The sequence below is a fragment of the Bacillus haimaensis genome (assembly GCF_048270625.1).
In the GTDB taxonomy this organism is placed as follows: domain Bacteria; phylum Bacillota; class Bacilli; order Bacillales; family Bacillaceae_I; genus Sutcliffiella_A; species Sutcliffiella_A haimaensis.
On record NZ_CP158164.1, the window covers coordinates 1,790,534 to 1,805,304 of the forward strand.

Here is a 14,771-nt window from a genome sequence, read left to right on the forward strand (position 1 = left end):
TCAAAGGAGTGGAACGGATGGAGAAGGTTTTAGTGGTGGAGGATGAGGTGGCAATCAATCAAGTGCTTAAGGTATATTTGCAAAAAGAAGGTTATCAAGTGGTGCAAGCCTTTGATGGAAATGAAGCAATCCGTCTTTTTCAACAGGAACTCCCGGCTTTGGTGCTACTGGATGTCATGCTTCCGGAAACGAATGGATGGAAGATCCTTGAGACGATTCGAATGAAAGGCAACTGTCCTGTTATCATGCTAACTGCACTCGATGAGATCACATACCGCCTAAACGGTTTAAAAGGTGGAGCAGATGATTATATTACGAAACCTTTTATTGCAGATGAAGTGGTTGCCAGGGTACAGGCTGTTCTGAGAAGGTCCGGCATTAAAACCAAACCTGATGGTGTAAAACAATTCGGACAACTGACAGTAAACTGGAAGTCTCATTCTGTTTCTCTTTACGGAGTAACCATTCCCTTATCTCCAAGGGACTTGGCCTTATTTCTGTTCATCGCACAGCATCCAAATCAAACCTTTACCAGAGAACAACTACTTGATCGGGTATGGGGAATGGATTATGAAGGCAGTGACAGAGCTGTAGATCTTGCTGTAAAAAGAATACGTAAAGCTCTCGGGGAATGGTCCATCCATGAAGGGGAAATAAAGACATTGCGGGGACTGGGGTATCAATTCTGTGTTAAAGATTAAAGATAAAAGACCATCACTTTTACGATATTGGACAACAAGATATTTTATCACTCTGATGATAGGGTTGATTGTCATCGCTTTCCTTTCAGTGTGGTGGATTAAACATTCCGCTTTGGAAAACCGATTGAATATTACCATTTTTATGGCAGAGGAAATATCGAGCCGAGTTTCTAATTATGAACAAGGGAGATTTATTCCAAGGGATAATAATCCCATCTTTAAAGATCCGGAGCATAGAATGAATGGAGTCATTTATATCGTTGATAAAAATGGAGCTATTCTTTCAGCAAATCGTTCCATGAGACAATCTTTTAAAGGAACTTTGCCGCAGGATATTTTGAATAATGAGGAGCAGGTTCAAAAACTTAATGCCGGCAATGGGGAGACTCAGGAATATCTAGTAAAGTCACCCATAGAAATTAACGGGGAGATTGTAGGGTGGGTCGTAATCATCCAACCAGAAAACGAACTGATAGAAGTCAAACAGGAATATAACCTATTATTCATTATGCTAAGCAGTTTGGCCATACTGGGATGGGCAGCAATCTACTTTTTATCAAAAAAGCTTTCCTCACCGATCAAAGAGGTTGCTATTGCAGCAAAACAGGTACAGGAGGGAAACTATTCGTTTCAATTACCTGAAAACCTGCACGATGAAGAAACATATGAACTCGTGCAATCCTTTAGAGAGTTGGCAGATCGCTTACAGCAACTCGAAGCCCTGCGCACAGAGCTTTTGGCTGGTGTGACACATGAGTTGAAGACACCTGTTACATCTATAAGCGGTCTTTTGCAGGCAGTTAGGGATGACGTTGTGACTGGTAAAGATGCAAAGGAATTTGTAGCAATCTCTTTGAAGGAAACGTTCAGAATGCAAAAAATGATTGCGGATCTGCTTGATTTCAATTCGTTCTCCGTTAACCAGCTGTCCATCATTAACGAGCACCATTTTATTAACAGGGTTGTGGAGGAAACTGCTTATCAATGGAAACATTCACAACAGGATAACCGTATTAAGCTGGAAATTCGTCTTCTTGAAGAGGATGAGCAGATAGAAACGGATGCCATGCGCTTAAAACAGGTGCTGTTCAACCTTCTGAACAACGCCAAACAAGCGATTGAGAAGGAAGGAAAGGTTACACTTAGCATGAACAAAGAAGACGATCTCCTCTGGATCACTATCCAAGATACAGGCTGTGGTATTCCAATTGAAGAACAGAGTCTTATTTTCGAGAGATTTTACCGGGGAGATAACAAGAAGTTTAAAGTAAGAGGGTTGGGAATTGGACTCCCCTTCAGTAAAATGATTGCACATGCCCTTGGCGGAGATCTTATATTAGTAGAATCCTCAACCAAAGGATCGACATTTAAGGTTTCTCTTCCATTAAACGGAACTAATGAAAACCCTTAATGAAATGATGTTATTCACATTGTTTCATTAAGGGTTTTTATTTCTATTGCTCACCGACATTCACCTGACACATTCACCCGTTATTCTTGTTCTTGAGCTGAGACAAGCTACAATAATTTTATATTGGGGGAAAGCACAATGAATTTTATGAAACGCGCTTTTTTAAGCGTCAAAACAAGGGCAGGAAAAAGCCTCCTTCTCCTTTTCACTTTAACCGTTATTTGCGTATTTGTGTTATCCGGACTATCCATACAAACCGCCGCTGGCAAATCAGCAGAGCTTGCACGTCAAAATATCGGTGGGAACGTAACACTGCAGGTGGATCGTGAGAAAATGATGGAGCAGCAGGAAGCGGAGGGCGGAAGACCACGCTTCGAGATGACGCCAATTTCTTTGAGTGATGCCGAGGAACTGATAGGTTATCCGGAGGTAAAAGGATATAACTTTACTTCATCTACTTTCGGCAACGCGCTTGACTTTGAAGCAATAGAGAGCGGATCTGCAACTGAAAATGATTCCACTGAGTCCAATCAAGGTGGACCAGGACGAATGGGAGGGATGATGCTTGCGGACCTTTCCATTGAGGGTGTTCTTTTTTCTGATTCTGTACAAGCATTCCTCGACGGGGATTCCACCATTCTGGAAGGCCGTCATCTTACCGAAGAAGATGCAGACGAGCCTTTTACAATGATTGAAAAGACTTTAGCAGAGGAAAATGATTTATCTATTGGCGACAAAATCAATATACAGTCAGCTAATGAAGCGGCCTCTTTGGAGTTGGAGATTATAGGGATATACGAAACAGCTGTTGCAGGAGATAGCACCGGCATGAATTTCACTTCCTTGAATCCGTACAACAAGCTTTACGTTCCATATAGTGCGGCTACCACATTAAAGGGAGAAGGATATGAAGGAACGGTTGACAGTGCTGTCTACTATATGAACGATCCCAGTAATATTGAGGACTTTATAAGTATGGCAGAAGAAGAAAGCTCCATCGATTTTGCAACCTTCAAGCTCGATGCCAATGACCTGGTCTACCAACAAATGGTCGGACCGATAGAGAATGTCGCCTCGTTCTCGAAAAATGTGGTCTACCTAGTCGCCATTGCAGGAGCTGTCATATTGGGCTTGATTGTCATGCTGACTATTCGCGAAAGAAAATATGAAATGGGTGTGCTATTGGCTATCGGGGAAAAGAGATGGAAGCTGATGGGACAATTTATTGTCGAAATCCTGATAGTAGCAATCATTTCTCTAAGTTTTGCCTCTATGGCAGGTAACCTTGTTGCCAACCAGGTTGGAGAGCAATTACTGAACCAACAGCTTGAACAAAGTGCAGAATCCACATCCAATCCGGAATCTTTTAGAAGACCTGGCATGGCTATGATGGGAGGCGGTATGGGACCTGGCTTTGTACAAGAGCAGGTTGATCCAATCGATGATCTCGAAATTGCCATCACTTCCAAGGATTTTGGATTGCTGGCAATTATCGGATTAATTGTATCCATTGTTGCGACTATAATTCCATCCCTTACTATATTACGTTTGCAACCAAAAATGATTTTAACCAAACAGGATTAGGAGAGTGTTAGAATGAATGCATTAATGGAGTTTTCTAATGTAAGCTATTGGTATAAACAAGGAGGTAGAAAACAGACAATCCTTCAAGATGTTCATGCTTCCTTTGATAAAGGCCATTTCTATTCTGTAATAGGTCCATCAGGGTCAGGCAAAACAACCTTTCTGTCATTGGCCAGCGGATTGGACTTCCCAAAGGAAGGGAAGATTCTTTATAACGGGACGGATATCCAGGATATTGGATTATCGAATTTCCGCAACAAGTTTGTCTCTATCGTCTTTCAATCCTATAATCTCTTGCCTTATATGACAGCAATGCAGAATATCATAACTGCAATGGAAATCACCGGTTCCAAGGTGAAAAAGAAAAAGGAATTTGTTCTGGAGATGTTAAATAAGGTGGGGATCGATGAAAAGCAGTCCAATCAGAGAGTGCTGACTTTGAGCGGCGGACAGCAGCAGAGAATTTCCATTGCACGTGCTCTATGCTGCCAATCAGATTTTATCGTGGCAGATGAACCGACAGGAAACCTGGATGAAGACACTGCACAGGAAATTGTCCTTTTATTCAAGGAGCTTGCCCATAAAGAAAACAAATGCATTATTGTGGTAACGCATAATAATGAAATAGCTGCTACATCGGATGTTATAGTGAAGATAATCAGAGGGAAATTTGAAGTACGTAACGATATCACTGTCATGGCCTAGTCACCAATCCGCACTTAGGTTACAATATGGTTATTATTCAGGAACATAAGGGTGACTAATTTTGCAGAAATCAATTGAAATCGAACATAAGGGACAAATTTTAAGAGGGATGCAGCATATTCCTGCGGGAAACAACCTTCCTGCCGTCATCCTCTTTCATGGTTTTACTGGTACAAAGCTTGAGCCACATAGATTTTTCTTGAAAATATCCCGCGCACTTGAAAAGATGGGAATCGCGTCTTTCCGTTTTGATTTTTTGGGAAGCGGCGAAAGTGACGGGAATTTTGAAGAGATGACTGTGCTCAGTGAGGTCAGAGAGGCCAGAACGATTTTGGAATATGTCCGATCCCAACCTTCCATCGATAAGGAAAACACTATTGTTCTAGGGTTCAGCATGGGCGGATTGGTTGCAAGCCTTTTGGCAGGGGAGCAGCCCGCAGATATAAAGAAACTTATTTTGCTCGCCCCGGCAGGAACATTGCCACAAATCATCGAAAAACAGATGGGCTTTGCAACTTTTATAGAAGAGCTCAACGGCTATGACCTTGGAGGCAACCTATTAGGTAAGGACTTCGTAACGGAATTGAAAAACCTGGAGGTATGGGAGCGGGCAGCCAGATACACAAATGATGTATTGTTGATTCATGGAACGAACGATCAGGCGGTACATGTAGAGGTTTCCTCACTTTATAGGAAAAATTGTTATCCTCATGCAACACTTCTTCACATTGAAGGAGCAGATCATACGTTCAACTCCTACAAGTGGGAGCAGGAAGTTATTGAAGCGATATGTAACTTCAGCAGCTGAATAAACTAAGAAAAGACTCCAGCACACAATGGAGTCTTTTTTTAAGTTTGGAATAGAAAGGTTGCATCTATGGAACTATTTTTGCTATAGTAATATGTTGTATGTTCCTTACAAAAACATACAATGGATAAATATACTCATAAAAGGTATTGGTGATAAAAATGAATCAAGATTATAGAGTGCTATTATATTACAAATATGTAGATATCGAGAACGCAGAGGAATTTACCGAGGAGCATCTGGCATACTGTAAGGAGCTTGGCTTGAAAGGACGTATATTGATCGCAACCGAAGGGATCAATGGCACTGTTTCCGGTACTGTCGAACAAACGGATGCCTATATTGCCCATATGAATGCCAATCCGCTTTTCGCTGACATGATATACAAGATCGACGAGGCAGAAGGACATGCATTCAAAAAAATGAAAGTCCGCTATCGCCCAGAGCTTGTCACACTGCGCCTTGAAAACGATGTGGACCCGAATAAGACGACAGGTAAGCATCTAAAGCCTAAAGAATTCTTTGAAGCGATGCAGCAAGAAGATACAGTAGTCATTGATGCACGTAACGATTATGAATATGACCTAGGCCACTTCAGAGGTTCTGTACGACCGGATATCAACACATTCAAGGAACTGCCTCAATGGATCAAGGAAAACAAAAAGAATTTTGAAGGCAAAAAGATTTTAACCTATTGTACAGGTGGAGTACGTTGTGAGAAATTCTCTGGCTGGCTGTTGGATGAGGGTTTTGAGGATGTTTCGCAGCTTGATGGAGGAATTGTAACGTACGGTAAAGACCCGGAGGTACAAGGGGAATTATGGGACGGACAATGCTATGTGTTCGACGACCGCATCAGTGTTCCGATCAACCGTAAAGAGCATGTGGTGGTCGGAAAGGATCATTTCTCCGGAGAGCCATGTGAGCGTTATGTGAACTGCGCTAACCCAGAGTGCAATAAAAAGATCCTAAGCTCTGAAGAAAACGAACACCGCTATCTGCGCAGCTGTTCAAGCGAATGTAGAGAGCATCCACGAAACCGTTATATAGCTGAACATGGGCTTTCAGAGGAAGAAGTCGCTGAAAGACTAGAAGCTATTCGTGAAGAAGCACAAGTAAACTAATAGCAAAACACCCCGTTACTAAGATGTAACGGGGTGTTTCAATTTGCAGATGAAGATGTCTGATTCGTTCTTCTCCAAATAACTGCGACAACCAATAAAAGTACGCCAACGGTTACCCCTATCAGCTGATCCAATAATAGCTCGCCATTTTTAATATAACGGAATAGAAAAACTCCCCCAAAAATCCCGATTATCATGAGCGAGAGACGTATTACATAGCTGTTCAACTCCATTGCCAAGCCTCCTGACCCCAATATTTAGGTAATTTCATTATATCACAAATATTATAAATTATTCTTAATTTTCCTTTAATTGCATGTCTCCCTAAGATTTAAGTTTTGGATAGATACATATTAGGAATAGAATAATAAGTAGTAAATAATTTAGAATGATGAACCGATGGAAAGGATGTTGAATATGGACTATCGAATAGAAAAGGATACCATGGGTGAAATAAAGGTACCTAAAGACAAGCTATGGAGTGCCCAAACACAGAGAAGCTTGGAGAATTTCAAAATTGGAACGGAGCGGATGCCGATTGAAGTCATACAAGCTTTTTCTCTATTAAAAAAAGGTGCCGCTGTTTCCAACTATAAGCTCGGAAAATTACCACTCGAAAAAACGGAAGCCATTACGATCGCCTGTGAAGAGATCTACAACGGAAAGTGGAATGACCAATTCCCGCTGGTTGTATGGCAAACCGGGAGCGGCACCCAATCAAACATGAATGTGAACGAGGTCATTGCAACAAGGGGAAATCAAATACTTAAAGAGAGAGGAATTGATTTCACACTTCATCCGAATGATGATGTAAATATGTCGCAAAGTTCTAATGATACTTTCCCTACTGCGTTGCACATTGCAGGGGTCCTAGCAATGGAAGATCAGCTCCTGCCGGCTTTATCAATATTGAAGGCCACGTTGAATCAAAAATCAGAGGAATTTCAGGGCATCATTAAAATTGGCCGAACCCATCTTCAGGATGCTACTCCCGTGACGCTAGGCCAAGAGATAAGCGGTTGGCATCATATGCTGGAAAAATGTGAAAACATGCTGAAGGAAAGCCTTGAATATATGAAGGAGCTTGCAATAGGTGGAACAGCCGTAGGAACGGGATTGAATGCCCATCCTGAGTTCGGGGAAATGACAGCAAAGGAAATAAGCCTTTATTCCGGAAAGGACTTTACATCCGCAACAAATAAATTCCATGCCCTGACAAGTCATGATCAGATGGTCCATGTTCATGGAGCGTTAAAAGCGCTCGCTGCAGATTTGATGAAAATTGCCAATGATGTAAGATGGCTCGCAAGTGGGCCAAGAAGCGGAATCGCAGAAATATTTATCCCTGAAAATGAGCCTGGAAGTTCCATCATGCCAGGAAAGGTAAATCCCACTCAAAGCGAGGCACTTACAATGGTTGCTGCTCAGGTGATGGGCAATGATGTGACAATAGGAATCTCAGCCAGTCAAGGAAACTTTGAGCTGAATGTCTTTAAGCCGGTGATCATTTACAATTTTCTTCAATCCGTTCGTCTTTTAGCGGATTCCATGATAAGTTTTCATGATAAATGTGTGGTCGGAATAGAACCTAACTATGGGAAAATCAAAGAAAACCTTGAAAATTCCCTCATGCTTGTTACGGCGTTGAATCCACATATCGGATATGAAAATGCAGCAAAAATTGCAAAGCTTGCATATCATGAAGGTATCACACTGAAGGAAGCAGCAGTTAAGACTGGACTGTTGACGGAAAGGGAGTTTGATCAGAAGGTCGATCCTGCCAACATGATTGGCAACTCAAAGGGAAAAGAGAGCTAACAATATAGGAAGTGGGGAGGTACATAAAAGGAAGTCCCTGACTATTAGGGACTACCTTTTCCATCATTTTGCTACAAGCTCATCTTCACTTACTTTTTCAATCTTTTCAACAAACATCTGGAACACTTTTCTTTTCTCATCTAGTTCCCTCATATATTGCTTCAGTTCGTTGAATTTCTCCTCATAGGGTCTATGATAAGTGTTTTTAATATTGTTGATGATTTCATCATTGATGGTAGATTGAATGACCTGTTTGGTGATACTGAATTTGATGGAATAGAGCTGGAGATCGCACTTTACCTTTTCATATTCATCATCAATTTCTTTTTTTTGCAAAAGTATTTCTTCTTTCCATTCCCGTAAGGATTCCTTCACATATGATGCCTGCATTTAAAGTACCTCCTTTAGCTTCAATCGTAATATGTAATGTAAAATGTATGTATCAATAGAATATTAACAACTAGAGTCAATTTTCTGGGGGTCAATCCAATTATTTTTACCCCCCCATATCTTTTGTGGCCTCCAAAACGTTTAATAGATGAGTGGTGTAAAAGGAGTGAGTAATAGATGGAGAATGTGGAAACAAAGCTTATAGAACAATACCATTCCCTGCAAAGGTACTGTCACTATTTAACGCGAAACCGGTGGGATGGCGACGATCTGGCACAGGAAACGTTCGCAAAGGTGTTATCCTCCTATAAAGAATATCCGACAATCAGTATGAGGCTGATACAGAAAATAGCTTTTAACCGATGGATGGATATCATGAGGAAAAGAAAGAGGGAGGACTTGTCGGAAGCAATGCCTGAATTATCAGATGCAAAAGTTTCAACTTTCGATGGCCCTTTCATCATTCATGAATTTCTGCTGAAACAGCTGACTCCAAAGCAGGCCGTAACCTTCTTTTTGAAAGAAGCGTTCGATTATCAGAACCAAGAAATCGCGGAGCTTCTTCATCTGACGGAAGGAGCGGTAAAAGCGATCGTCCACCGCTATAGAAACCGGTTAAATAAGGAGAAAACCGAAGTAGATACACCTTTGATTGACTGCATTTGGTTAGATGGTGAGGCAAACAAAATGGCTCAACTTATGGATGAAAGTATCCACCGTGCCGATCCATCCATTTTAATAAGGCAACTGCCTTCCTTTAGAACTTTGAAGACGGCTATTACTACTTCCCGCTCTAGTTTTACACACACTCCTTCTTGCAGCTTACAAAGTGCAGCATAGTATACAAGGAGGGATCTGCAATGAATATGATTCCATATGTCATTGAACACTCGAATAACGGGGAAAGGTCTTACGATATTTATTCAAGGCTATTGAAGGACAGAATCATCATGATAGGAGATGAAATAACCGACCAATTAGCAAACAGCGTCGTGGCACAATTGCTATTTCTGGCAGCAGACGACCCCGAAAAGGATATTTCCATCTATATCAATAGCCCCGGTGGTTCCACAACTGCGGGTTTTGCCATCCTGGACACCATGAACTATATCAAACCCGATGTCAGAACGATCTGTATTGGAATGGCTGCATCATTTGGGGCACTTTTACTGATGGCCGGAAAGAAAGGGAAGCGGCTCGCACTGCCAAATAGTGAAATCATGATTCATCAACCTTTGGGCGGAGCAAGGGGGCAGGCTACGGAAATCGAGATCTCAGCCAGAAGAATCCTTAAGCTAAGAGAGGATATCAATCAGATGATTTCAGATCTGACAGGGCAGCCTGTAGAGAAAGTGACAAAGGATACAGACCGTGACAATTTTATGACAGCAGCTGAAGCGAAATCGTATGGAATAGTAGATGAAGTAATACAAAAATAAAACTGCAATCCGGGAGTATGAAAAACTTCCCGGATTTTCTATTGGAAAAAAGCAGGAAATTGGAGTTTTTTGGCGAATATTGAATATATTCATGCTTAGAAAAGAGGGGGAGATATTGTGACCGAAAACGTCTATAATGAAAATGGTATCAAGGATTTGGGCGAGATGAAACTGGTAGGCTTCCGTGTCCTGTGTGCAGGTGACAAGTACATATATGAAATACCCCGTGCGACAAAAAGGCTTTCTGATAGATTGAAAGAAATTAAACATGTACTCTATCCACATCTATTGAATGGCGCATTTGTAGTGGAACCTTCTTCAGACGAAGAGGATGGCTACTGGATTGGCGTGGAAGTGGAGGAGTTTGAAGATATTCCCGCAGATATGGTGACACTGACCATCCCTTCCCAAAGCTATGCAAGCACCACGTACAGAGGACCGAACTATGACATAAGAAAAGCTTATCGGGAATTACATACATGGATTGAGCAGCAAGGCCTGGAGCGTAACGTTAACGGTTGGCACTTGGAGGTCTTTCATGAGTGGGAGGATGCAGATAATATCGGAGTTGAATTGTTGGACACCCTTCATTGATAACAACATAACGAAAGGAGTATTGATATGCATATCGAAACACTTGATTATTGGGTAACAAAACTTGAACTGGAGCCGCATCCTGAGGGGGGCTTTTATAAACAAACCTTCACATCACATGAAAATATTACAAATAGGGAGCTGAGCACTGATTTCCATGGACAGCGAACCCTATTTTCCAGCATATACTTCTTGCTGACGGATAAAAATGTATCCCATTTTCATCGTCTTAAATCTGACGAGCTGTGGTATTTCCATGGCGGAAGCTCACTTTCTGTCCATGTAATCCATGAATCAGGAGAATACAGGGAATACAAGCTTGGATTGGACTTGGAAAAAGGGGAGACTCCACAGGTTTTAGTACCAAAAAACGCAATTTTCGGTTCGTCTGTTGCTGCAGAGAATTCGTGTTCATTGGTTGGATGCATGGTATCTCCTGGGTTTGTCTTTGAAGACTTCGAATTGTTCACTCAGGCAGAATTACTGGAGAAATACCCGCAGCATGAAGAGATTATCAGAAAAATGGCTTATGAGGTATTGCCTGAATAATAATGTGAGAAAAGGACTTTGGTAATCTATTACTGAAGTCCTTTTTTGTTGGAGAAAATCACATATTGATTTAGGAAGACAAGAGTTATACATATTTCTTCATTCATGGGGAAAAATGGAATAAACTGATGGGAAATGTGGAGGTACGCCTTACGATGGAAGGGACTTTGCAGGAGATTACGTCTGGTTTAAAAAATAATGATGACTTTTTTGAAATATATCAGGATTTTGGTAAAGAAAAATTAATTTTTTTAGGACTAAATAGTTTAATGGACGTACCGAAAACACTTTTCAGCCTAAAAGAAAGGTTAAACTATGAAACGAGGATGGATAATCAGTTCACTTCCATTTTATTTGGGTTGGGAGAAAATATTATCCAAGATAAAAAAGCTATCATTTCCTCCATACTAGAAGGCAAACTGGTAATTCTACTGCATAATTATCATGACCGGGCCATTGTGGTAAATCCCTTTTCAAAAATGCTATCACGCAGTATTGAAGCTCCAACGAATGAAAATACACTTCAAGGTGGCTTAAGTTCTTTTAACGAGGATCTTGATACAAACCTAGGGATCATCCGAAAACAGATTGTGTCAGAAAATCTGCTTATAAAAGCATTCACTCTAGGTAATGAACAATCAAGAAAAGTTTCCTTAATCTACTTTGAAGGATCCAATAAACCTTATCTTAAAACATTGGAAAAACGTCTGAAAGAAAATATCGGCATAGACCCAAAAAACCTTCAAAATTTGAACAGATTGATGGGAATCCCACGTTGGAGCCTAGTCAGCCATTTCACCACCACTGAACTGCCACAAGAGGCGAACAATGCATTGGAAAGAGGCCGAGCGGTATTGTTTATCGATCGATTGCCTTATGCATTTATCACTCCCGGTCGATTGGAGGATATGTTCTTCATTGAAAATGATGAAAATTTCCCATATCCTATCATGATAGCAATTAGATTTCTAAGGATAGCTGCAACTTTGTTAACTTTGATCATTCCTGGGTTATATGTAGCCCTAGTATCCGTAAATCCCGAGGTTCTCAGAATTGAATTGGCGTTATCCCTCGCTGAAAGCAGAGACGGAGTTCCATATCCTGCACTCGTAGAAACGCTTCTCATGTTGATTACACTAGAATTGATTATAGAGGCAAGTGTCCGATTGCCAAAAAGCATCGGGCCTACCATTACAATGGTGGGAGGAATTATTCTTGGACAGGCAGCAGTTGAAGCGAAATTAGTCAGCAACCTGTTAATAATCATTCTTGCGGCTACAACCATCGCAAACTCTACCATCATCGGTGTTCAACATTCAACTTCTATCCGATTGTTTAAGTATTTGATATTGGTCCTTGCTTCCTTCATTGGTGTGCTTGGAATTCTCGTTGGGGTATTCTTTGTCTGCAGCTACTATGCAAGTATTACAACTCTCGGGGTTCCATTTATCAACTTCAATTTTTCGAAAGGTGACATAAAAGGTGGATAAGTCGTTTAGCGTTGTCTGTACATATATCCTGACACATCTTAGTCTTATTTTTTTCATGTATTCCGATGATATCATTTCCAGCGCGGACCAAGGTCATTGGCTTCCGATCATATTAGGGGTGAGTGTCCATATTTTCATCATTTCAATATACATGAGCGGACTCAAAGAATTTCAAAATCAGGATATTGTCGAAATTTATTCAAAAGGTGGAAAATGGATGGTTATATTGTTTTTAGTCCCCGTTAGCCTCTATTTTCTTGCTGCCATCATTTTATCGGTAAGAGCATATTCCGAAATCATTAATATCGTATTCCTTTCGAATACCCCTTTATGGACGGTCATGGCAGTCCTGCTTTTCATATCAAGCTATCTTGCATCAAGGGGATTGGAAGCCATTTTCCGTACCGGTTTATTGTTGACCTTTCTATTCATTCCATTGATATTCTTTATTTTCCTGGTATCTTTCCAGAATGTGGACTGGCATTATCTATTCCCTATATGGCCTACATCATTCAAATTTCTGACAACCACTTCGTATTTGAAAAGCTTTTTTGCGATAGGTGGAGGGTTTTTATTTCTAGGGTTTGTTCAACCCTACTTCTCCTATAAAAGTAAAATAGTTTTGATTGCAGCTTTATTATTGGTGCCTTGTTTTTTAATTTCTGTCTATATTCCAATCCTGACATTTGGCGATGCAACCGCTTCAACTTTTTTATTCCCTTTCGTAACTTCTATTGACTCCATAAACCTAAATTGGCTAATGTTTGACAGGATTACCATGTTCTTTCTGATGAGCCTTATAACGTTTATCATGCTTTTCATCTCTCTTGTTCTATGGAAACTGCTGCGTATTCTCCATCGGGGAATACCTTCTGCCAAACACACATATCTCACTATAATTGTTTCCATCTTCATTTATATTGTCTGTTTATTGATACCAAATTGGAATGACGTAAGCAGACTCTTTCTTTGGAATACTTTTCTCAGGTTCTATGTAATGTTCTCTGTCCCGATTTCGATCTATCTACTAGGTTTAAAGGCTAGAAAAGCAGGCGCAGGAAAGAAAGGGGAGGTAAAACATGCATAAAAAGTTCATGTGGGTTTTTCTTCTATTCCTGTCATTTATTTCTCTGAGTGGCTGTTGGGATAATAAGGATATCAATCATAGAGTGATGCCTGTTGTGCTAGGGATTGGGTCAACTGAAGATGGCTATAAAGTATTCATGGAAATACCGGTACCAAAGGAAGATTCCATGGAAATTAGAATAGTTTCAGGTGTAGGGGAAACTATCAACCAAGTGATGGATGATTTAAGTAAGAACATTGAAAGCAGCGTAGATTTACTCCATGTCAAAGTGATAGTTATCAGCAGTGATTTAGCAGAAGCTGGGGTGAAGGACCTGTTTGCTGGCTTTATGCGTTCAAGGGATGTTTCCCCAAAAGCGTTGGTTGCCATAAGTGAAGATAGTTTGGATGATTTATTTTCCGTATTGGAACAGAGTAAAGCGTCAAATAGTACCATTTTATTGGATTGTTTTGAAAAGAATGCAGGATGGGGACCACAGATAGCCTTGACCAGGATATGGCAGGTATATAGAAGTATCCATTCCTATACACTGGATGTTGCAATCCCGTTAATAAAAATGGGAGGCACTACCTTAATTGAACAATCAGGTTCAGCCGTGATAAAAAATGGGAGAATGGTAGGGAAAATCTCTTCCGACGAAACACTCTTATACAACGCTTTTCAAGGTGAAAGCACCCATGGAAAAATCGAAGTGCTGAAAGAAGCAAGTGTCATTATTGTAGCCAACTCCATGCACCATGAAAGTTACATGAATCATGATGTGCCTCATTTAAAGTCGAACATCCATATGAAGGTGATGTTACTGGAAACGAGGGGGGATCCATCACTATCTAAAATCAAAAAGGATTTGGAAGCGCTCCTAACCGAAAGGTTCGAACGAATGTTCTCAACCGTGCAATCCACACAAGCTGATATTCTTGGCATTGGGCAGCTATTCAGAATGGAGATACCAAGAAAAAATCTTAAAGACTGGCGCTCCCGCTACTACCCGAATATGAAAATGGATATGAATGTCCATGTTGAAATCCAGAATAATGGAAATTTGAAAACGCCAGCCAACTAAACATTCAT

The 14,771-nt window shown here is 40.7% G+C and carries 16 protein-coding genes; 14 read left to right on the forward strand and 2 right to left on the reverse strand.

Going from position 1 to position 14,771, the window contains the following annotated elements; translation table 11 throughout:
- Positions 1–17: 17 nt before the first annotated feature.
- The 6 genes from ABN702_RS09095 to ABN702_RS09120 all read left to right on the forward strand — a co-directional run bounded on the left by ABN702_RS09095 (position 18) and on the right by ABN702_RS09120 (position 6,333).
- Positions 18–701 carry a response regulator transcription factor gene (locus ABN702_RS09095; RefSeq protein WP_417900377.1) on the forward strand — a complete coding sequence of 228 codons (684 nt, stop codon included), beginning with the start codon at positions 18–20 and terminating at the stop codon, positions 699–701.
- Complete coding sequence (locus tag ABN702_RS09100) at positions 688–2,112, forward strand: ATP-binding protein (RefSeq protein ID WP_417900378.1); 1,425 nt, start codon at positions 688–690, stop codon at positions 2,110–2,112. Before ABN702_RS09095 ends, ABN702_RS09100 begins: the two co-directional genes overlap by 14 nt.
- 138 nt (positions 2,113–2,250) lie before the next feature.
- Entirely contained in the window at positions 2,251–3,696 is a 1,446-nt protein-coding gene (locus ABN702_RS09105) for an ABC transporter permease (protein ID WP_417900379.1), read from the forward strand.
- Between the two features lie 12 nt (positions 3,697–3,708).
- Complete coding sequence (locus ABN702_RS09110) at positions 3,709–4,401, forward strand: ABC transporter ATP-binding protein (protein WP_417900380.1); 693 nt, start codon at positions 3,709–3,711, stop codon at positions 4,399–4,401.
- Between the two features lie 61 nt (positions 4,402–4,462).
- Positions 4,463–5,209, forward strand: a complete 747-nt coding sequence (locus tag ABN702_RS09115; RefSeq protein ID WP_417900381.1) for an alpha/beta hydrolase — start codon at positions 4,463–4,465, stop codon at positions 5,207–5,209.
- Positions 5,210–5,370: 161 nt separating this feature from the next.
- Positions 5,371–6,333 carry a rhodanese-related sulfurtransferase gene (locus tag ABN702_RS09120; RefSeq protein ID WP_417900382.1) on the forward strand — a complete coding sequence of 321 codons (963 nt, stop codon included), beginning with the start codon at positions 5,371–5,373 and terminating at the stop codon, positions 6,331–6,333.
- A gap of 38 nt (positions 6,334–6,371) precedes the next feature.
- On the opposite strand, the gene ABN702_RS09125 is transcribed toward ABN702_RS09120, so the two are convergent.
- Positions 6,372–6,566, reverse strand: a complete 195-nt coding sequence (locus ABN702_RS09125) for a hypothetical protein (protein WP_417900383.1) — start codon at positions 6,564–6,566, stop codon at positions 6,372–6,374.
- 184 nt (positions 6,567–6,750) lie between these two features.
- On the opposite strand from ABN702_RS09125, the gene fumC reads away from it, so the two are divergent.
- The gene (gene fumC, locus ABN702_RS09130) at positions 6,751–8,151 is read left to right on the forward strand and encodes a class II fumarate hydratase (RefSeq protein ID WP_417900384.1); all 1,401 of its coding nucleotides are present in this window, start codon (positions 6,751–6,753) and stop codon (positions 8,149–8,151) included.
- Positions 8,152–8,214: 63 nt separating this feature from the next.
- On the opposite strand, the gene ABN702_RS09135 is transcribed toward fumC, so the two are convergent.
- Positions 8,215–8,541 carry a hypothetical protein gene (locus ABN702_RS09135; protein WP_417900385.1) on the reverse strand — a complete coding sequence of 109 codons (327 nt, stop codon included), beginning with the start codon at positions 8,539–8,541 and terminating at the stop codon, positions 8,215–8,217.
- Positions 8,542–8,718: 177 nt separating this feature from the next.
- Between ABN702_RS09135 and ABN702_RS09140 the strand changes: the two genes are divergently transcribed.
- The 7 genes from ABN702_RS09140 to ABN702_RS09170 all read left to right on the forward strand — a co-directional run bounded on the left by ABN702_RS09140 (position 8,719) and on the right by ABN702_RS09170 (position 14,763).
- Entirely contained in the window at positions 8,719–9,381 is a 663-nt protein-coding gene (locus ABN702_RS09140; protein WP_417900386.1) for a sigma factor-like helix-turn-helix DNA-binding protein, read from the forward strand.
- Between the two features lie 20 nt (positions 9,382–9,401).
- Complete coding sequence (clpP, locus tag ABN702_RS09145; protein WP_417900387.1) at positions 9,402–9,980, forward strand: ATP-dependent Clp endopeptidase proteolytic subunit ClpP; 579 nt, start codon at positions 9,402–9,404, stop codon at positions 9,978–9,980.
- Positions 9,981–10,097: 117 nt separating this feature from the next.
- Positions 10,098–10,574 (forward strand): GyrI-like domain-containing protein, encoded by a 477-nt coding sequence (locus tag ABN702_RS09150; protein WP_417900388.1) that lies wholly within the window; start codon positions 10,098–10,100, stop codon positions 10,572–10,574.
- A 27-nt stretch (positions 10,575–10,601) separates the two neighbouring features.
- Positions 10,602–11,123, forward strand: coding sequence for a cupin domain-containing protein (locus ABN702_RS09155; RefSeq protein WP_417900389.1), 522 nt, complete (start codon positions 10,602–10,604; stop codon positions 11,121–11,123).
- Positions 11,124–11,278: 155 nt separating this feature from the next.
- Complete coding sequence (locus ABN702_RS09160; protein ID WP_417900390.1) at positions 11,279–12,613, forward strand: spore germination protein; 1,335 nt, start codon at positions 11,279–11,281, stop codon at positions 12,611–12,613.
- Complete coding sequence (locus ABN702_RS09165; protein WP_417900391.1) at positions 12,606–13,700, forward strand: GerAB/ArcD/ProY family transporter; 1,095 nt, start codon at positions 12,606–12,608, stop codon at positions 13,698–13,700. The genes ABN702_RS09160 and ABN702_RS09165 overlap by 8 nt, the downstream gene beginning before the upstream one ends.
- Positions 13,693–14,763, forward strand: a complete 1,071-nt coding sequence (locus ABN702_RS09170) for a Ger(x)C family spore germination protein (protein ID WP_417900392.1) — start codon at positions 13,693–13,695, stop codon at positions 14,761–14,763. The genes ABN702_RS09165 and ABN702_RS09170 overlap by 8 nt, the downstream gene beginning before the upstream one ends.
- The last annotated feature ends 8 nt before the right edge of the window (positions 14,764–14,771 follow it).

Excerpts from the sequence above, each read along its gene's own strand:
- ABN702_RS09095 (WP_417900377.1), top strand. The coding sequence starts at position 18 with ATGGAGAAGGTTTTAGTGGTGGAGGATGAGGTGGCAATCAATCAAGTG.
- ABN702_RS09105 (WP_417900379.1), top strand. The coding sequence starts at position 2,251 with ATGAATTTTATGAAACGCGCTTTTTTAAGCGTCAAAACAAGGGCAGGA.
- ABN702_RS09110 (WP_417900380.1), top strand. The coding sequence starts at position 3,709 with ATGAATGCATTAATGGAGTTTTCTAATGTAAGCTATTGGTATAAACAA.
- ABN702_RS09120 (WP_417900382.1), top strand. The coding sequence starts at position 5,371 with ATGAATCAAGATTATAGAGTGCTATTATATTACAAATATGTAGATATC.
- ABN702_RS09125 (WP_417900383.1), bottom strand. The coding sequence starts at position 6,566 with ATGGAGTTGAACAGCTATGTAATACGTCTCTCGCTCATGATAATCGGG.
- fumC (WP_417900384.1), top strand. The coding sequence starts at position 6,751 with ATGGACTATCGAATAGAAAAGGATACCATGGGTGAAATAAAGGTACCT.
- ABN702_RS09135 (WP_417900385.1), bottom strand. The coding sequence starts at position 8,541 with ATGCAGGCATCATATGTGAAGGAATCCTTACGGGAATGGAAAGAAGAA.
- ABN702_RS09140 (WP_417900386.1), top strand. The coding sequence starts at position 8,719 with ATGGAGAATGTGGAAACAAAGCTTATAGAACAATACCATTCCCTGCAA.
- clpP (WP_417900387.1), top strand. The coding sequence starts at position 9,402 with ATGAATATGATTCCATATGTCATTGAACACTCGAATAACGGGGAAAGG.
- ABN702_RS09155 (WP_417900389.1), top strand. The coding sequence starts at position 10,602 with ATGCATATCGAAACACTTGATTATTGGGTAACAAAACTTGAACTGGAG.
- ABN702_RS09160 (WP_417900390.1), top strand. The coding sequence starts at position 11,279 with ATGGAAGGGACTTTGCAGGAGATTACGTCTGGTTTAAAAAATAATGAT.
- ABN702_RS09170 (WP_417900392.1), top strand. The coding sequence starts at position 13,693 with ATGCATAAAAAGTTCATGTGGGTTTTTCTTCTATTCCTGTCATTTATT.